Genomic DNA, 16,446 nt, shown 5'->3' on the forward strand with positions numbered 1-16,446 from the left:
GAAACATACCTTGTTTATATGTGGCGTCTTCTTCCGGTTATTCTTATTGCATTTTCCCCGTTTGCGGGGGCTCAAGTCGAATCAGAGGCCTTGCCGGAAGAATCCGTTGAACAAACCACTTCTGCACAAAAAGCCACCGCCTATTTGGAGGGCACACGAGAGTTGCTGTCTTCGCGCGTAATCCGTCTGTCTGAAAGTGTAGATTCTTTGTTTGGCAATGCCCGGGCGGACGACCAGAAGAACACCAGTACGCTGCGTGTAAGCCAGACCTACTATATTCGTCGCGGAAACTTGGGGGCAGACGATCCGGGGACGTCATTAAATCTTTTTCTGCCGAACTTGAAGCGCTGGGAAAGGGCGGTTCAGGACAAGATCCAGTTACCTAAACCAGGTGCGGGATCTGCCGGAACTTCGAGTTCCTCTGGAGTCGATACTGAAGAGCGACTGTGGGATCTGAATAGCGAGACTGGATTGGTCGTGGCCATCCCCGTGAACTATTTTGCGCGTCTTCGTCTGCGTCGTAATTTTTTATGGGGGTACTTTGAAAATTCTTTCTTTGAACAGATTGGCTGGTCAAAGAAGGACGAATGGGAAGAGCGCACCTCGCTGACGACGGACTATGCAATTTCCCGGGATTTGTTATTTCGTTTCGTCAATGAAGCCAACTGGGCAATGACCAACCGGGATTTTGATACGCATCATGGTCCGTCCCTGATTCGCACTTTAAGTGAGGACTCGGCCCTGTCACAGGATTTTCGTTATAATACGAAGTTGATTGGCAGCTCGATGTACAGCGAAAGTTTCGTTCTTTCCTCAACCTTTACCCAAAGACTTCCGATGCAGTGGATTTACCTGAAGACCACGCCCTCGCTGTCTTGGTCACGCGAAGACGGTTTTACTCCGGCGTGGGCCCTGTACATGACGGTTGAGCTGGTTTTTGGTAACGAGGACTCTTAGTCTCGCATTTCCTCGATGCCCTTGTCCTTTAAAAGAGCCGACCAGGAGCCGTCATTGACGATTTGATCGATCAGTCGATTGATTTCAGCAACGGTGATGACGTGTTGTCCTTTTGATACCAGAATACCCAGATCATAAAGTTGATCATACTTGGTGGAAACCACCAGCTTGCTTCGCTCTTCGGGATGATTCTTCAGGTACATTTCAAGGTATTCTTTGGTCACCATGGCAATATCTGCTCGTTTGGTTACGACCGATCGAATGTTGCCATCTATAGTATTTGTGAACTCCACGTTGAATCGCTTAAGCGCTTTGTCGCTGGTGGAGTGGCCCAGGAATCCATAATGATACCCTTGCATGCCCTTGATGGTCTTGTTGTGAAGGTTTTCAAAATATTTTTGGCTTTTGGCGTTGTCTTTATGGGCAATGAAAACTTCGGCGCCGTGGCGGAATATTTTTGAGGTTTCAACAGATTCGGCCGGCCACCCCCAGGTCTTGCTTTCAAATGCCATGATTTGATAGCGGGACGATTTCATATCGTGGTATCGTCGATAGGTGGTTGTGGGAACAAAAGAAAAGACATACTTCGTCTGCTTTTGATTTAATAATGCAATGAGATCCAGCGTCAGCCCTTCATAAGTGCCGCCGCGGTTGATGACATAAGGTGGAAACTCATATCCCCCCAGTCGAACGGGAATAGGTTTCGCCCAAGTCGTCAGACTTGTTAGCATTAAAATTAAAGCAGTTTTCACATTAAGAACCTTAAGGAGTCTTTCCGGGATGGTCAAATTAAAAGGGATCTTATGAAAATCAGAGCCAGTCATATTTTGGTTAAGAATCAGTATGAAGCCGAGGATTTGATCAGAAATCTGAAGGACGGAAAGAGCTTCGAGGAGCTTGCACAACGTTATTCGCAATGTTCCTCAGCGAAACTCGGTGGTGACCTGGGGGTTTTTGGTGAAGGACGCATGGACATGGACTTTGAGGAAGCGGCCTTTGCACTGAAGGTGAATGAAGTGACAGCCAAACCAGTGCGCACGCGATTTGGCTATCACATTATCAAACGAACCCGGTAATCTAGCTTTCACTTTCTTCGAGGTGCAGGCTTTTCCAGTACTGCAGAGACTGCTCAATCAGCTGCATATTGTACTGAATCCGCTTCTTTTCGTTTTCCAGCAACTTTTGATCTTCTTCCGGTGAAGTTCCGACACTGCGGACTTCCAGCTTCATCTGGGCTGAGGCCTTGTCGTACAAAGACTCCCACAGTCGTCGTGCTGTGGATCGATTGAATTTTTCCTGAGGTTGTTCATCGGCTGGAAGCTGGCGGCCATCGAAACCCACCAGACCTCGGGACTTGAACTGGATCTTGTCGTGAAAACGCAGTCGTGCGATGGCATCAATTTTTTTGATGTATTTCATGGCCTCTTCAAGTTTTCCGACATTGTCGATGGACTTTGAAAGAATGCTTTCTTTTAGAAGCACATCGCGAATGAACATCGTTCGCAACATCAGGAAGGAGTAGGTGGTTTCTTCAAACCGACGCCCGCCCTCGATGGATCCCCCGATGACGTAGTTCTGAATCATTTCTTGCACTACCGACTGCGGCGTGAAGCCAGCAATGATCTGCAAGGCGGTGAGCTTTGCAATCTTTTGCGTATTAATGCGTTGGATTTGTGTCTTGCTGTAAGGAAGCTCCTCGCCGGTGATTTCATCAATGCCTTTGGCGGGCAGGGCCTCATCGACCTCTTTAAGCCAAAGATAAGTCAGTTCCACCAGTTCTTCGGATGTGGCAGCCTCGGCAAACTTCTTTCCAAAAGGCATCAGCTTGAATGGAACAGGAGCCAGGGTGTCGTAGTTTTCCTCTTTCAAAAGATTTTCCAAGGGAATCAGCAGCGATTGGTCATGCACACCTTTGTTGGTGGTTTTCATGGCGTCCAGCATGCCATCCATCTTGGAGTTGGTCTGATTCATTTTTTCGGGAATCTGTTTGGTGCTGTCGATGGCATCTTGGGCATCACAGGCGACAAGGCCCGTGATGAGTGTTACAGACATCAGTAATTGAGATAGTTTTTTCATCTGAATATCCATGATTAGGGATTGAGAATGTCGTTCTTAAGAGAAGCCACACCATCGTCGGCAGGGGTGCCCAGCCAGATTGAGAAGACCTTTTGAGAAAGGCCTTTGTCGCCATTGATACGGGTCAAGTGGCCTGCGGTGTCTTCATAGATCAGGGACTCTGAACCGTCTGAATGCTTAGTCACCAGGATAGTCAGGCTGGATCCTGCATCAGCATCGCCTCCCAGACGGACAGCATCCAGAAATGCTTTGATGGAAGGATTTTGCATATCCACTTTGTTGGCGCCTAAAGCTTCACGGAAAGAGCTTTGCACCGTATCGGCGTCTACCGAGCGCAGGAAGCTTAGTTGAATAGCCACGCTTTCGCTGTCGTCCAAAGACTTCAGAGCTTCCGTTGATTTTCTGACAAAACGCTCGGGGCTGCTGATAAGAAGCTGAGCCACATAGACTTTTACTTTCATCAACAGAACTTTCTTCCAGCGCAGACCTGCCCCGACAGAACCCAGTTCAATCTTTTTGCTGTCAACCGTGCCTTGGGCGGATTTAGCTATGTTAACTCCCTCAATGGTACGTGTGCCTTGTTCCATTTGTAAAAGGGCCGCGTTGGATGTCAGAGACAACGTCAGTAGAGTGGATAGCAGAGCGCAAGCGATGATTCTCATAAAATAAAACTCCTTCTTGATCCGTGCTAGATACGGGAGAAAGCCGAGTGAGTCCCTTTATTTGTCGGCAATCAATCTTTCCGCCAAGTAAGGTCGGATCACGACACAGGACGCGTAAACAAACAGATGCTTTTTTCTTTCTGAAAGAAATTCGACAGTAGAAAGTGAATTGGTGAACAGAATTTGGACACTACAAAAAATATTAAATTTCGAATGTGAGTCGGCCGAAGACCTCTGGGAACGGAGGTCCTATGGCGGCAACCAAAGCAATCACCCGATGTCTTCTTTTAAGTGCAGGACTGCTGGTCTTGGCAGCTTGTGCGCCTTCCAATGACTTTCCTGCGCTTGATGAAAGCGGAAATGAAAGTGCTTCTGTCGTGGAACCAAGTGTTCCCAATTCTGATCCGGGAACACCGGAAGTGCTGGATCCAGCGCCGGATGTTCCGGAAGTTCCGGTGACAGCAAGTCAGAAACTGCTTTTGAATCAGGCCATGACCTTGCGTTACGAAAAGGCTGGCATTCTGGAAAACAAAATTGAACTTCCCGAAGGCACACAGATCGAGATTCCGGCGAACTATGAAGTCAAACATCTGGATTATCGCACTTCCAGCGGTGGAGTCGAACGCTCCAGCACGGGCTTCATCTATCCGGTGAAGGTGGTCTCGGTCTTGTCCCAGTATCAATCTCAGTTTACGGCAGCGAAGATTGCCGAGATTAACAAAACCTCTGGCGGGCTTTTCATTTTTGCTTCGATCGTCGGAAATCTGCAAGGGACGGAAGGGAACTTCGCCGTGGTGACAGCTGCGGCTTTGGGGGATGGGTTTATCAAAAACTTTAATGCCAGCGGCAAGCCGAAGTTCAATTACACCTCGTCAGTGATGAAACGATTTGGGGAAAGACTTAACAAGGGCCTAAATCCCGACACGATGAAATCTGAAACGCGCGCCAAATATCAGGCGATTTTCAATGAACTCAAGAAAGCTGTGAACAGAACCGTGGCGACACCGAAGTCCTATCTGATGATGGACAAGGCGGTTGCGACTCAGTGGTCCATTAACTTTGAAAAGACCGGTGTGATATCCACCAGTGGGGCCTGGAGTATTGCAACCCAAGGCACGGCTGTTCGTCATGGCTTTTCGAATGTGCCCTGTGCAGAGTTCCAGTCAGAACTTTTGCGACAGGCTTATCAGCGCGCCGGGTATCGGGTGGCCGATGACTTCAACAAAGCTAAGGGCAATCAGCTGATCTGGTCCAGTACAGCAGCGGTGGTGAATTATTCGATGGCCTTGTATAAGGCCGGGTGGGTTCCGTGGGATGCGACCAAGTATCGTCCGATTCTGGGATCCATCATGATGAATGGGGCTGGCTATACGCCGGGGCATACGTATATCTCTGCCGGGGACGATGGAATGATCATCGTGGATAACGGAGCCCCTCAGGGCCGGGATCTGCGCAAGACAACAGACAAAACAATTTCAATCATGTACCAGGTGGGTGTGTTTTTCCTTCCTCCGGGAATCAACCCACCCGCTTGGTAAGTGTCAGGATATTTCCCAGCAGGCAAAGCACGACACCTAAAACTATGTAAGGTGTCCAGTGGAAGCCTTCAAAAAAGCTGGAAAGTGTCAGAGCAATCACCGGGGAAAGTACGCTGGTATAGGCGGCTTTCTCCGCTCCAATTCTTCCGGCCAAAGAAAGATAGGCCCCAAAGGCAATAACAGACCCAAACAGAGCCAGATACGTCAAAGCTCCCAGGAATTTGGCGGTCAGTGGGATGCTGAGATCATGACCTAAAATCAGTGCCACCAGCAAGGTGAAGAGACTTCCATACATCATGCCCCAAGTGTTGGTGACAACGACGGGAATACGCAGCTGATAGCTTTTTTGCGCCACCATGTTACCCATGGAAGCTGAAAGAGTTGCCAGAAAACCGACCAAAAGACCCCAGATGGTTTTCGAATTCGGATCAAAATGCAGAATCTCATTTAGAAATATAAATATGATTCCGATCCCGCCCAGAGCTGACCCCCAGATCACGTTGCGGGTGATGGGTTTTTTGAAAAACAGATTCATCCCGAACATGTTGTAATAAACCAAGGCGGTAAAACTCAAAGCCACCAGACCAGAGCTGATCATGGTTTCTGCCACATAGGTCAGCATGTAGTTAATCGAGAACATCAAAATACCCTGACCCGCAAAAAGCAGATGTTCACGTCGGGTGTATCTTAGGTTCTGTTTTTTCCAGAAGCAGAAAGTGAAAAGCATTCCCGCTGCCAGCAGAAACCGCCAGAAGACTGAGGTAACTGGAGACGCAGAATCAATCTGGAATGTGATGACAAGCCAGGTGGAACCCCAGATCACGGTGCAGATGGTGTAAAGGATGAGATTTTCGAATCTTGCTGGCATAGAGGAAATTTAGCAGAAGGTCCAGAAGGGGTCACTGCACTTCTTGTGGGTTCGCAGAGAATCAACTGAATCTTGTCAAAGTTCGAGAACTCTTCTGCTTCGCCCTTTCATCCGGCGGCATAATGAAAGAGCAAATCAACAAGGAGCATCTTATGGAACCGCAAAGACCGGATCTAGAGAAGACACCCCAGCCTGAGAAAGTCGGTAAGCCCACAACTGCAAAAGTTGAAAGCAAGCCGGCGGTTCAGGTGGAATCCGAGACCAGCCCGGCCCAGTGGGTGTGCATGGTGTTAGGGGTGGCGTTCGTATTGGTGGGAATGTCGGGATTTGTTCTGCCCAATCTGTTTGGAATGCATCTGGGCTGGGGGCATAACATCATTCATATTGTTTCAGGAATCACAGCTCTGTGGTTTGGAGTGGGAAACTCCATTATCACGGCAGAACGCTTTAGTTACATCTTTGGGGCCATCTATGGAATGTTGGGGCTGGCGGGCTTCTTGTTTGGTTCCAACACCAGCATGATTCCACCCACTATGGACTATGATTCGTTCTGGTGGCGTTTGATTCCGGGATATCTGGAACTGGGGACCGCAGACCATGTTGTGCATATCCTGATCGGAGCGGTGTTTGTGATTGGGGCCTGGTTGACCGCTCGAAAACTCGATCGTATTGCGCCGAAGGGCACAACTTGGCACTAAAGAAAAAATAAAAAAAGCCCCGGCTGTCCGGGGCTTTGCTTTAAGGACTAGTCTTCATCCTCATCGTCATAATCGTCGTCTTCGTCCTCGTCCTCATCGTCTTCATCATCTTCGTCGTCTTCTTCATCCTCATCGAAGTCCTCGTCGGCTTCGATGCGAATCAGCCAGCCTTCTTCATAAGGGTCTTCCATAATAAGGGACGGATCGTCGATGACCTGAGAGTTCACTTCAACCACAGTGCCGGCAACCGGAGTATAAATATCCAAAGGACCGTCATCAGTTTCAAGGGTGCCGATAACGACATCTTCATCCACTTGCTCATTTTCCGCCGGTAAATCCACGGAAGAGATGGATTCGAAGTCTTCAAGGCCGTCTTCATTGATGCCGATGGTGATGAGTCCATCTTCCTGGCGCACCCAAAGGTAGCCCATAAAATTTCTAACGTCGTCTGATGCCATAATCTTTCCTTATCTAAGCTGATCTAATCCAGTGGTGCGGCAGAACCGCACCACATCCCCGCGTTGCGGCTTAACAATCGTAGTATAAATGGAACTCGTAGGGAACTGGTCTTTGCTGAATTGGGCGAACTTCTTTGTCGATTTTGTACTGAACCCAGGTCTGGATCAGATCGTCGCTGAAAACATCGCCTTTTTTCAGGAAGCTGCAGTTGTTGAGCAGGGCATTTAAGCTTTCTTCCAGGGTTCCCGGAACAGAAGGAATCGCCGCAGCCTCTTGAGGAGGCAGTCCGTAGATGTCCTTATCCAATGGATCGCCCGGATTGATCTTGTTGATAATGCCATCTAGACCGGCCATCAGAATCGCCGCTTCCGCCAGATAAATGTTGGCCGAAGGGTCTGGAGTGCGGAACTCGATACGTTTTGCCTTCGGATTTGGCCCTGAATTCGGGATACGCATCGCTGCAGAGCGGTTCTTAAAGCTGTAAGCCAGCTTCGTCGGAGCCTCAAAACCTGGAACCAAACGTTTATAAGAGTTGGTTGTTGGGTTGATGATTCCGCAAAGGGCTGGAGCATGTTTCAGAACGCCGCCGATATAGTGCAAAGCCATCTCCGAAAGACCGGCGTACTTGTTGCCTGCGAACAGATTTTTGCCATCTTTCCACAGGGACATATGGATGTGCATTCCCGAACCGTTGTCGCCGAAAATGGGTTTTGGCATGAAGGTCGCGGTTTTTCCATAGCGTTTGGCTACGTTTTTTACGATGTATTTGAACCACATCATTTTGTCGCCCATGTTCAAGGCTGTATCGAAGCGGAAGTTGATCTCACTTTGTGCCGCTGCGACCTCGTGGTGATGACGTTCCACCTGCATGCCGCATCTTTCAAGCTCAAGGCAGATTTCGGTTCTGAGATCCTGTTGGGAATCGGTTGGCAAAGCGGGGAAGTAGCCCTCTTTGGAGCGGATCTTGTAGCCCTGATTGTTGCCACCCTCGTCACGACCGGTGTTCCAGGAAGCTTCATCGCTGTCGATCATGTAGAAAGCTGAACTGTTGGTCTGTTCGTAGCGAATATCGTCGAAAATAAAGAATTCCGCTTCAGGACCGAAGTAAGCGGTGTCAGCAATGCCGGTGGATTGCATGTAAGCGATGGCTTTTTTCACCACTTGACGAGGATCGCGGTTGTAAGCTTGAAGAGTTTCCGGAAGGCAGACGTCACAGATCAAAGACAAAGTGGGCACTTGCATGAACGGGTCCATCATCGCTGTGGACGGATCTGGAAGGATGATCATGTCGGATTCTTCGATGCCTCTCCAGCCGCGGATGGAACTTCCATCAAAGCCGAAGCCCTGTTCAAAAGCCTCGTCAGTCAACTGGTGCACTGGCACTGTCAGGTGCTGCCAAGTTCCGATCATGTCACAGAACTTCAGATCCACCATTTTTGCGCCTTTTTCGTTGGCGAATTTTAAAACGTCTTGTCCGGTCATCGTGAGCCTCCCTGAGGGGTTAAAAACTTTTTAAAGTGCTTGTTCGTCCTTCTCACCGGTGCGGATGCGAAGGGCGGATTCCACAGGAATAACGAAGATTTTTCCGTCACCAATTTTTCCTGTGCGAGCTGTTTTTTGAATGGCTTCCACGGCGCTATCAACCAGTGCAGACGGAAGAACCACTTCAATTTTTATTTTTGGGAGAAAGTCGACGACGTATTCCGCACCTTTGTAAACTTCAGTGCGGCCTTTTTGACGGCCAAAGCCCCGGACTTCCGAGACAGTGATCCCTTCAACGCCGACCTCAGCTAGAGCATCGACCACGTCATCCAATTTGAAGGGTTTGATAATGGCCTCAATTTTTTTCATGTACTTCATTGTTCTGAAAAAGAATTCCTACGTCAGATTTGTAAAAGGATAACAAAGCATCCGAAGAATGCAAAAACTGAAAAGGTCATTTTATTTTTTTAATTTCTGCATAACGCATTCCAGTAAGTGTCACTGTTTGGAAAAAAAGAAAAAGCTCTCGTAAAGCGGCTTGCGGGGCTATGTGGTTTTTGGTACACACGGGACCTCATTTTCGGAAAATCACTATTGTTGTCGTACTCGGGGGGGATAATGACTACAAATCGTTTTTTCGTTTACGGTTCTTTCTGCGAAGGCATGGTTCACTTCAGCAAGATCCAAAATTTCGTGGAATCTTCAGTATTTGCACGAGTTAAGGCCACAGCTTACCGTTTGAAAGTAGGCTTCCCGGCACTGGTCAGAGGGGGATCTGATCTGGTTCCGGGGCAGATGATCGAGCTTAAGGGGTCCGATCTTTTGTTGAATCTGATGGATGAGTTCCACGGATACAACCGCCTTGATCCAGACAAGAGCCTTTACTCCAGGGAAGAAATTGATGTGCATCCAGAGGGTGCGTCTGAGCCGGTGAAAGCTTGGATTTACTTCCTGAATCCGTTAAAACTTCCGGTGAATGCCACTGTGATTGCCGGCGGAGACTGGAAACGTTCCTTACAGGAACAACCGGCTTTGACTTCCAAACTCAGTGAAAAGCAAGCAACTTATATTCAAAGACTGGGACGTTCTTCGGGCCGCGAGATCGTTCCGATTGATCTGACGCTCTATCGTGAGCTGATGAATCTGGAGCTGATCGTCGATAAAGGTCGTCGATTGGCGCTGTCTAAACTGGGCCAAGAGGTTTACAGACACCTTGCCTAATACAGAGAAACTTTTCCGCATTGTTCTTATTGAGCCCGAAATTCCTCAGAATACGGGAAATATCGGGCGCACTTGTGTCGGCACCAACTGCGAGCTGCACATCGTGGGAAAAATGGGGTTCGAAATCAACGATACGAACCTGAAAAGAGCGGGGCTGGATTACTGGCCCCATCTGACCTGGCACCGCCACGAGACTTTCGAAGACTGGTGGAAACACGTCGAAGATCCCAGCCGTATCTGGCTGTTTACGACCAAAACACAGCGAACCTATTTTGAGCCTCAATACCAGGCCGGGGATTGGTTCGTGTTCGGGAAGGAAACCAAGGGTCTGGACCCTGATTTCCTGATGAAACACCCCAGTCAAACAGTGACCATTCCAATGATTGGCGAAGGTGCGCGCAGTCTGAATCTGGCCACCAGTGTCGCCATTGCCGCCTACGAGGGCCTTCGTCAGCTCAAGTATCCATTGCGATAGTTTAAGGCTTTGGTCGGGGTTCAACCCGACGAAGTCTTTAAAATTCCGAATGAAATCGCGTCAATGACGCATCCAGAAATTGCCCCCTTACCTTGCCGCTTGCAAGTATTTGGGTCTATCCTCTTAGGCTATGGTTACACAAATTTTGACAAAAATGTTCGGAACGAAGCACGACCGTGAGATGAAAAAGATCCAGCCCACTGTGGATCGTATCAATGCCTTGGAACCTCAGATGGCAGCCCTTACGGATGATCAACTTAAAGCCAAAACTCCAGAGTTCCAGGAACGTCTGAAAAAGGGCGAAACTGTCGATGACATTCTGCCTGAAGCTTTTGCGGTCTGCCGTGAAGCCTCCAAGCGTGTGTTGGGAATGCGCCACTATGACGTTCAGTTGATCGGTGGTTATGTTCTGAATCGTGGAAATATCGCTGAGATGAGAACGGGTGAAGGTAAAACCCTGGTGGCAACTCTGCCGGTGTACCTGAACGCTCTTACGGGTCGCGGTGTTCACGTTGTGACTGTGAATGACTACTTGGTTCGTCGTGACGCCGAACACATGGGCCGTCTGTATGGCTGGCTGGGTCTTACCACAGGTATCATCGTTCATGGTTTGAACGACCAGCAACGCAAGCAGATGTATGCTTGTGACATCACTTATTGCACCAACAATGAACTGGGCTTTGACTATCTTCGTGACAACATGAAGTTTGACCTGAACGACTATGTTCAGCGCCCGCACTACTATGCCATCGTGGATGAGTGTGACTCCATCCTTGTCGACGAAGCGCGTACTCCGCTGATCATTTCCGGTCCTGCGGAATCCTCCACTGACAAATACTACGCTGTGAACGCCATCATTCCTCACCTGAAGCGCGATGTGCACTTCACGATGGAGGAAAAATCAAAAACAGCTTCTTTGACCGACGCCGGAAACGCGAAAGTGGAAGAACTGATGGGTCTTTCCAACCTTTACGATCCGCAAAACATCGAAATCCTGCACCACGTGTATCAGGGTTTGAAAGCTCACTATCTGTACCGTCGTGACGTGGAATACATGATCAAAGACGGTGAAATCGTGATCGTGGATGAGTTTACAGGTCGTTTGATGCCAGGTCGTCGCTGGAGCGATGGTTTGCACCAGGCGATCGAGGCCAAAGAGGGTGTTGAAGTGAAGTCTGAGAATCAGACTTTGGCAACAATCACCTTCCAGAACTACTTCCGTATGTATGAAAAACTGTCAGGTATGACGGGGACGGCTGATACAGAAGCGGTCGAGTTCAAAAAGATCTATAAACTTGATGTGAACGTGATTCCCACCAATCGTCCGATCATGCGTAAGGATCAGGAAGACGTGGTTTACAAGTCTGAACTTGCAAAGTTCAAGGCGATCACGGCGGATATCAAAGAACGTATTGCCAAGGGTCAGCCGATCCTGGTCGGTACGGAATCCATTGAAAAGTCCGAGGCGTTGAGCGCCTTCCTTCGTAAAGAGGGTGTGAAACACGAAGTCTTGAATGCGAAACACCACGAACGTGAAGCGGAAATTATCGCTCAGGCCGGTCGTAAAGGGGCTGTGACTATTGCCACGAACATGGCAGGTCGTGGTACGGACATCATGCTGGGTGGTAACGCCGAGATGTTGGCAAAAACTCAGGTCGGTAATGATGATTCTCCAGAGTATCTGGAGGCCGTTCAGAAGCTGAAGCCGCAAGTCGAAGCGGAACGCGCCGAAGTTCGTTCCCTGGGTGGTTTGTATATCATCGGTACAGAACGCCATGAATCCCGTCGTATCGACAATCAGCTGCGTGGTCGTGCCGGTCGTCAAGGGGATCCGGGTGAATCCAGATTCTATCTGTCCTTGGAAGACAAACTGATGCGCATCTTCAACGGTGAGCGTATTCAGAAAATCATGGAAATGCTGAACATCCCTGAAGATGAACCGATCACAGCCAAAATGGTGACCAACGCCATCGAAGGGGCGCAACGTAAGGTTGAAGGACACAACTTCGATATCCGTAAGAACCTGATGGAATACGATTCCGTGATGAACGCACAAAGAAATGCGATCTATGGAATGCGCCGTAAGGTTTTGGAAGGTCAGGAAATCGAAAGAACCACGTTGGACTGGTTGGGCGATGTGGTTTCCGGAATTCTGGACACTCACATCCCTGAAAACGGTAAAAAAGAAGAGTGGAGCCTGGAGGGCCTGAACAATGCCCTGGCTCAGACGTTTGGTTTCAAAGTTGATTTCTCGACAATGTCTGTGAACACCGACACAGTGACTGAAGCTGTGAAAGCCGGTGTGAAAGAAGTTTGGGATCGTCAGAAAAACTCTATGGGTCCGTTCTTTGAGCAAGTTCAGAAAATGATCCTGCTTCAAAGCATCGATAACCATTGGAAGAACCACCTTTATGTTATCGACAAGCTGAAAGAAGGTATCGGTCTGCGTGGTTACGCTCAGAAAGATCCTTTGCTTGAGTATAAAAAAGAGGCTTTCAAAGCCTTTGAGACTTTGAACAATACGATCAAGTCAGACGCGATCGAAAAAGTGATGCGTGTTCAGTTGGTTGCTCAACAAACTGAAGAGCAGGTGCTGGAGAGCCTGCGTCCGGAAGAAGCTGACTTGGATGAATTGGATTACTCGTCTCCAAGCGAAGCGGATATCGGTCACAGCATCCCGGAAGCTGAAGAGGCTCCGAAGCGCAAAATGACTTTCCAAAGCGGTCCTCGTGAGGATCGTCCGATGAACCGCGAAGAGCGTCGTCGTTTGGAAAAAGATTCGAAGGGAAAAAGATAATTGATCCCTTGTCCGAATTGCCATAAGTCGGTAGAGATTCTGGATAAGCACCTGGGGACGCTTTACACCTGTCCCCATTGCAATGCAGTTTATTTTATCGACTGGAATGGCCAACCTGAGATGGCTCAGCATGAACCTGAGCCAGAACCAGTTGTAGAGCCGACGGCGGCTCCGTCCTTTGAGGCTTCTGTCGAGCAAAACTATCAAGATCAAAATTTCCAAGAGCAAAGTGGCTATCCTGAACAGGAGCAGGGCTATCAGCAACCTGAGACGCCGGCCGCTTTCGATGGGGGCTTCAATGAAGCCCTGAATATGGCGGAGCAGCCACCAGCGGATATGACCTACGAAGCGCCTTCTGAAGATCAGGAAGTGCATGGTGAGGTTCCTGCGGTGGAAGAAGCTCCCTATGATTTCAGTCAGACTTTGGACTCCGTGGGGTCGCCAGCAATGCCGGAGCCCTTGGCTCCATCAGGGGTGAGCGATACACCGGACTTTTCAGATGTGACGGACTTTGCCAATGCAGATACGGTCAGCGGGCCTTTGGCGTATACCCTGACGATTGACGGCATTGAATCCAGCTTGCTGGTCAGCCAGTTGAAGGAAGCCATGACGGATTCCCGTTTTGGTTGGGATGTGCCTTCGCTTTTGTCTCAGATTGGTGGTGGACGGTTGGTCCTACGAGGTCTGAATCCGGCTAAAGCATCTGTTCTTATCAACCGAATTAAATATCTGCCTTTTAAAATTTCCTGGAGGCAAGATGTCCTGTCTGGTTCCTAAAAAAACGTTGAGCTTTTTTACAGTCCTTTTGTCGGTTTCTTTGGCTTTTGCCAATGAAGGCGGTGGGGAAGCGGCTCCGGTAGAGGGAGCTAAAGAAGTCCGCAGCAGTGAAGAATCCTTTGCTGTGGTGCAAGCCCGGGTGGCTGCTTTGGAAGCTAAGGTTCGCTCCGGGGAAGCTGAGATCCAAAAGTTGATTCTGGAAAAACAAACCAGCAAAGATCCGGCGCGAGTCAGTGAAATTATCTCCAGTATGGTCGCCTTGCATAAGGACATGGAAAAGAATCTGAAAGAATATGATCAGCAGCGAACGTTGCTGAAGTATCGTTACCCTGAAAAAGGAGTGGCGGCCAAAAGGGAATATGAGCGCATTGATTTGAAGTCCATTGAGGAAATGGAAAATCAAATGAGCCTGGGTTCCTCTGTGAAAAGAACATTGAAAAAGGTTCGCAGCCAATACAGCTCCCCAGAGGAAAGACAACAGCACGATGCGGCTGAAGCCCACGGTCAGGCTGGCAAAGGAGCGACAACGCCGGCGCCTGGCCTTGTGGATCCTGTCATTTTGAAAAAATAATTTTCCGCGCATCAAAATGAGACAAAAGAAAGTTGCTCACTTTGAGAGATCAGTGGAAGCTGGTACCTTAGAAGAGTGGGGGAAGTATGCTCCGATATTTGGCCATTCCGTTGATTTCGCTGAGCTTGGTGACGACGGCCTGTCAGACATCCATGCTGAAGCAGTTTAATGAAATCACGCCAGGAATGGAAAAAGATGACGTACTGAATCTGATGGGAAGCCCCACCCGCACCCAGCGTTTTCATGGTAAAGACCGCTGGACCTATGTTTTTTACGACAAACGAATCCGTTTTGAAAAAGAAGTTCAGTTCTTTGAAGGCAATGCCGTGTATGTCGGCGATGTCTGGCAGCCTCCGGCAGATCGTACGGCTATAGCGATGGACACGCGCAATGATCAAAAAAATCGCGAGATTGACGAGATGCTGGCCCGTGAAGTGGAAAGCCATCGCAAGTCTTACGAAGAATATGAAAAGAAAGCCAAAGGCGAAGACAAAGTCCGTTATGTGCCGACCTTTGAGCCGGTTCGCTAATTTGCCACCGGAAGAATCAACGGTTCTCCCAAGACAGAGATCACTTCATAGCCGTTAACTTCCAAGGTGTCTGAGGCTTCTCGTCCGTAGAACTTCACACCTGTCCAGGTCCATTCCTGAGGCCACTCATCCACCACATTGCGGAAGTAGATTTTACCAGTTTCGCGAATGCCGGGAGCTGAAGTTGTAAATTCAAACTGACTGATCGGGCTTTTGAAAATCTCCTGAAAAGGGATCGGGAAGGCCGCGATATGATTTTGATCTTCGCTGACGGTGCAGGGAATGCGAACCACCATCTTGGGGATCTCGCCCGAGATCGCAATACCTTCAGCGGCAAAATTAAGATCCAGTGTCGGGTAGCGGTCACACACAAACACGCGGGACCCAGCGGGACTTTTCATCAGGAACAAGCCCAGCTTGATGCCGGGACCGGCTTCAAAGGAATCCAATTCGACGTTCTTAAGGATCTGATACTTAAAAGCTTTGCGGAACTCTTCTGGAGAAGCCTCGGACAGATCGAAGTTGTCACTGTGGCTTCCCACGGCACTCAGGCCTCCGTCCGAGGCCACATTTCTTTTTGGAAGAAACTTTTTGTCCAAAAGGTGCAAAGCAAAAGGAAGTGCTGCCATGAGCAGAATCAGGCTGAGCATGCGGGACATTTTTTGTAATGGCGTCCGGTTTTTCTTCATATTAATACTCGCACTTTATTGTGGTTCGGTCCGCTTCAGTCAGGGTCTCGCGAACCGATCCGCCATTGAGAACGGCCCACATCACGCTGGGAACGGTGCTGCGATGTTTGAGTCCCAGTACGTGACCCAGTTCGTGCACGAACAGGCTTTCCAGATGCACATCTTTGATTGTTGTCGGAGTGGTCCCGGTGAAGTAACTGAAGTACTGATTGTTGATGGCCACGTCTGCTTCATAGAGCTTGTTGGTTTTCCAATAAAGGGAAGTCAGCCCCTGATAGTTGATGTTTTTATTGGGCCAGGTCAAATGCCAATGAATCGTATTCTGACTGTCTTTGGTGGCGGCATTGGGAAGAGTGTCGCTGCCGCGTTCGAAATGAAACAAAGTCATCCCAGCAGCTTCATTCCAACGATAGGCCGCTTTATTAAGGGCGTCTTCGTAATCAGGCGGGAAGTCTTTGTGAAGTTTCAGGCGAACCGGGATGTTTCCTTTCCAGGAAACGCGCTGGCCATAAGAGTTTTGCACGAAGCCGCAGTCATTTTCTGCGGCACTGGCTAAAAGATCCTCGTCACCGGGCCCAAGTGTGGGCCCTTTCTGGCAAGAGCACAGAGCGAGCAATGTCAGAGGCAGAACGAGAAATTTCAACAT

The 16,446-nt window shown here is 49.0% G+C and carries 18 protein-coding genes and 1 pseudogene; 10 read left to right on the plus strand and 9 right to left on the minus strand.

The window, feature by feature from the left end:
- Positions 1–18: 18 nt before the first annotated feature.
- A complete protein-coding gene (locus ACZ5ZZ_RS01135; protein WP_464140871.1) occupies positions 19–957 on the plus strand; it encodes a hypothetical protein in 939 nt (312 codons plus the stop codon).
- Here the strand turns inward: ACZ5ZZ_RS01135 and ACZ5ZZ_RS01140 are convergent.
- Positions 954–1,709, minus strand: a complete 756-nt coding sequence (locus tag ACZ5ZZ_RS01140) for a substrate-binding periplasmic protein (RefSeq protein WP_464119680.1) — start codon at positions 1,707–1,709, stop codon at positions 954–956. The two genes, ACZ5ZZ_RS01135 and ACZ5ZZ_RS01140, sit on opposite strands and share 4 nt — an antisense overlap.
- Before the next feature lie 51 nt (positions 1,710–1,760).
- Between ACZ5ZZ_RS01140 and ACZ5ZZ_RS01145 the strand changes: the two genes are divergently transcribed.
- Positions 1,761–2,033: a peptidylprolyl isomerase gene (locus ACZ5ZZ_RS01145; RefSeq protein ID WP_464119681.1), complete on the plus strand. Its 273-nt coding sequence runs from the start codon at positions 1,761–1,763 to the stop codon at positions 2,031–2,033.
- 1 nt (position 2,034) lies between these two features.
- Here the strand turns inward: ACZ5ZZ_RS01145 and ACZ5ZZ_RS01150 are convergent, their stop codons facing one another.
- Positions 2,035–3,033 carry a hypothetical protein gene (locus ACZ5ZZ_RS01150; protein ID WP_464140872.1) on the minus strand — a complete coding sequence of 333 codons (999 nt, stop codon included), beginning with the start codon at positions 3,031–3,033 and terminating at the stop codon, positions 2,035–2,037.
- 14 nt (positions 3,034–3,047) lie between these two features.
- Positions 3,048–3,695, minus strand: coding sequence for a chalcone isomerase family protein (locus ACZ5ZZ_RS01155; protein ID WP_464140874.1), 648 nt, complete (start codon positions 3,693–3,695; stop codon positions 3,048–3,050).
- 251 nt (positions 3,696–3,946) lie between these two features.
- Here ACZ5ZZ_RS01155 and ACZ5ZZ_RS01160 point away from each other — a divergent pair, with 251 nt between their 5' ends.
- Positions 3,947–5,233: a hypothetical protein gene (locus ACZ5ZZ_RS01160; protein WP_464140876.1), complete on the plus strand. Its 1,287-nt coding sequence runs from the start codon at positions 3,947–3,949 to the stop codon at positions 5,231–5,233.
- Here ACZ5ZZ_RS01160 and ACZ5ZZ_RS01165 read toward each other — a convergent pair.
- Entirely contained in the window at positions 5,214–6,101 is an 888-nt protein-coding gene (locus ACZ5ZZ_RS01165) for a DMT family transporter (protein ID WP_464119689.1), read from the minus strand. The two genes, ACZ5ZZ_RS01160 and ACZ5ZZ_RS01165, sit on opposite strands and share 20 nt — an antisense overlap.
- Before the next feature lie 152 nt (positions 6,102–6,253).
- Here ACZ5ZZ_RS01165 and ACZ5ZZ_RS01170 point away from each other — a divergent pair, with 152 nt between their 5' ends.
- Positions 6,254–6,799, plus strand: coding sequence for a DUF4383 domain-containing protein (locus tag ACZ5ZZ_RS01170; protein ID WP_464119690.1), 546 nt, complete (start codon positions 6,254–6,256; stop codon positions 6,797–6,799).
- A 47-nt stretch (positions 6,800–6,846) separates the two neighbouring features.
- Here ACZ5ZZ_RS01170 and ACZ5ZZ_RS01175 read toward each other — a convergent pair whose 3' ends face one another.
- The 3 genes from ACZ5ZZ_RS01175 to ACZ5ZZ_RS01185 all read right to left on the minus strand — a co-directional run bounded on the left by ACZ5ZZ_RS01175 (position 6,847) and on the right by ACZ5ZZ_RS01185 (position 9,109).
- Complete coding sequence (locus tag ACZ5ZZ_RS01175; RefSeq protein ID WP_464119692.1) at positions 6,847–7,257, minus strand: glycine cleavage system H family protein; 411 nt, start codon at positions 7,255–7,257, stop codon at positions 6,847–6,849.
- A 70-nt stretch (positions 7,258–7,327) separates the two neighbouring features.
- Complete coding sequence (glnA, locus tag ACZ5ZZ_RS01180; RefSeq protein ID WP_464140877.1) at positions 7,328–8,740, minus strand: type I glutamate--ammonia ligase; 1,413 nt, start codon at positions 8,738–8,740, stop codon at positions 7,328–7,330.
- A gap of 30 nt (positions 8,741–8,770) precedes the next feature.
- Positions 8,771–9,109 (minus strand): P-II family nitrogen regulator, encoded by a 339-nt coding sequence (locus ACZ5ZZ_RS01185; protein WP_347358666.1) that lies wholly within the window; start codon positions 9,107–9,109, stop codon positions 8,771–8,773.
- A 249-nt stretch (positions 9,110–9,358) separates the two neighbouring features.
- Between ACZ5ZZ_RS01185 and ACZ5ZZ_RS01190 the strand changes: the two genes are divergently transcribed.
- The 6 genes and pseudogenes from ACZ5ZZ_RS01190 (at position 9,359) to ACZ5ZZ_RS01215 (ending at position 15,111) form a co-directional block, all read left to right on the plus strand.
- The gene (locus ACZ5ZZ_RS01190; protein ID WP_464119696.1) at positions 9,359–9,961 is read left to right on the plus strand and encodes a gamma-glutamylcyclotransferase family protein; all 603 of its coding nucleotides are present in this window, start codon (positions 9,359–9,361) and stop codon (positions 9,959–9,961) included.
- Positions 9,954–10,436 carry a tRNA (cytidine(34)-2'-O)-methyltransferase gene (locus ACZ5ZZ_RS01195; protein ID WP_464119698.1) on the plus strand — a complete coding sequence of 161 codons (483 nt, stop codon included), beginning with the start codon at positions 9,954–9,956 and terminating at the stop codon, positions 10,434–10,436. The genes ACZ5ZZ_RS01190 and ACZ5ZZ_RS01195 overlap by 8 nt, the downstream gene beginning before the upstream one ends.
- Before the next feature lie 130 nt (positions 10,437–10,566).
- Positions 10,567–13,053: pseudogene (secA, locus tag ACZ5ZZ_RS01200) on the plus strand (preprotein translocase subunit SecA); the annotation flags it as partial.
- 300 nt (positions 13,054–13,353) lie between these two features.
- Positions 13,354–14,010, plus strand: coding sequence for a hypothetical protein (locus tag ACZ5ZZ_RS01205; protein WP_464140880.1), 657 nt, complete (start codon positions 13,354–13,356; stop codon positions 14,008–14,010).
- The gene (locus tag ACZ5ZZ_RS01210; protein WP_464140882.1) at positions 13,991–14,581 is read left to right on the plus strand and encodes a hypothetical protein; all 591 of its coding nucleotides are present in this window, start codon (positions 13,991–13,993) and stop codon (positions 14,579–14,581) included. The genes ACZ5ZZ_RS01205 and ACZ5ZZ_RS01210 overlap by 20 nt, the downstream gene beginning before the upstream one ends.
- 86 nt (positions 14,582–14,667) lie before the next feature.
- Positions 14,668–15,111, plus strand: a complete 444-nt coding sequence (locus ACZ5ZZ_RS01215) for an outer membrane protein assembly factor BamE (RefSeq protein ID WP_464119703.1) — start codon at positions 14,668–14,670, stop codon at positions 15,109–15,111.
- On the opposite strand, the gene ACZ5ZZ_RS01220 is transcribed toward ACZ5ZZ_RS01215, so the two are convergent.
- Together ACZ5ZZ_RS01220 and ACZ5ZZ_RS01225 are read right to left on the minus strand one after the other, a co-directional pair.
- On the minus strand, positions 15,108–15,800 hold the full coding sequence (locus tag ACZ5ZZ_RS01220) for a hypothetical protein (protein WP_464140885.1): 693 nt from the start codon (positions 15,798–15,800) through the stop codon (positions 15,108–15,110). The genes ACZ5ZZ_RS01215 and ACZ5ZZ_RS01220 overlap by 4 nt on opposite strands.
- Before the next feature lies 1 nt (position 15,801).
- Positions 15,802–16,446, minus strand: a complete 645-nt coding sequence (locus ACZ5ZZ_RS01225; protein ID WP_464132883.1) for a matrixin family metalloprotease — start codon at positions 16,444–16,446, stop codon at positions 15,802–15,804.

The organism is Bdellovibrio sp. HM001 (assembly GCF_055397275.1).

Bases quoted from the DNA above. Each gene is read 5' to 3' on its own strand.
- ACZ5ZZ_RS01190 (WP_464119696.1), top strand. From the start codon at position 9,359: ATGACTACAAATCGTTTTTTCGTTTACGGTTCTTTCTGCGAAGGCATG.
- ACZ5ZZ_RS01220 (WP_464140885.1), bottom strand. From the start codon at position 15,800: ATGAAGAAAAACCGGACGCCATTACAAAAAATGTCCCGCATGCTCAGC.
- ACZ5ZZ_RS01155 (WP_464140874.1), bottom strand. From the start codon at position 3,695: ATGAGAATCATCGCTTGCGCTCTGCTATCCACTCTACTGACGTTGTCT.
- ACZ5ZZ_RS01210 (WP_464140882.1), top strand. From the start codon at position 13,991: ATGTCCTGTCTGGTTCCTAAAAAAACGTTGAGCTTTTTTACAGTCCTT.
- ACZ5ZZ_RS01175 (WP_464119692.1), bottom strand. From the start codon at position 7,257: ATGGCATCAGACGACGTTAGAAATTTTATGGGCTACCTTTGGGTGCGC.
- ACZ5ZZ_RS01225 (WP_464132883.1), bottom strand. From the start codon at position 16,446: ATGTTGAAATTTCTCGTTCTGCCTCTGACATTGCTCGCTCTGTGCTCT.
- ACZ5ZZ_RS01170 (WP_464119690.1), top strand. From the start codon at position 6,254: ATGGAACCGCAAAGACCGGATCTAGAGAAGACACCCCAGCCTGAGAAA.
- ACZ5ZZ_RS01135 (WP_464140871.1), top strand. From the start codon at position 19: ATGTGGCGTCTTCTTCCGGTTATTCTTATTGCATTTTCCCCGTTTGCG.
- ACZ5ZZ_RS01150 (WP_464140872.1), bottom strand. From the start codon at position 3,033: ATGAAAAAACTATCTCAATTACTGATGTCTGTAACACTCATCACGGGC.
- ACZ5ZZ_RS01205 (WP_464140880.1), top strand. From the start codon at position 13,354: ATGGCTCAGCATGAACCTGAGCCAGAACCAGTTGTAGAGCCGACGGCG.
- ACZ5ZZ_RS01215 (WP_464119703.1), top strand. From the start codon at position 14,668: ATGCTCCGATATTTGGCCATTCCGTTGATTTCGCTGAGCTTGGTGACG.
- ACZ5ZZ_RS01160 (WP_464140876.1), top strand. From the start codon at position 3,947: ATGGCGGCAACCAAAGCAATCACCCGATGTCTTCTTTTAAGTGCAGGA.
- ACZ5ZZ_RS01145 (WP_464119681.1), top strand. From the start codon at position 1,761: ATGAAAATCAGAGCCAGTCATATTTTGGTTAAGAATCAGTATGAAGCC.
- glnA (WP_464140877.1), bottom strand. From the start codon at position 8,740: ATGACCGGACAAGACGTTTTAAAATTCGCCAACGAAAAAGGCGCAAAA.
- ACZ5ZZ_RS01165 (WP_464119689.1), bottom strand. From the start codon at position 6,101: ATGCCAGCAAGATTCGAAAATCTCATCCTTTACACCATCTGCACCGTG.
- ACZ5ZZ_RS01185 (WP_347358666.1), bottom strand. From the start codon at position 9,109: ATGAAAAAAATTGAGGCCATTATCAAACCCTTCAAATTGGATGACGTG.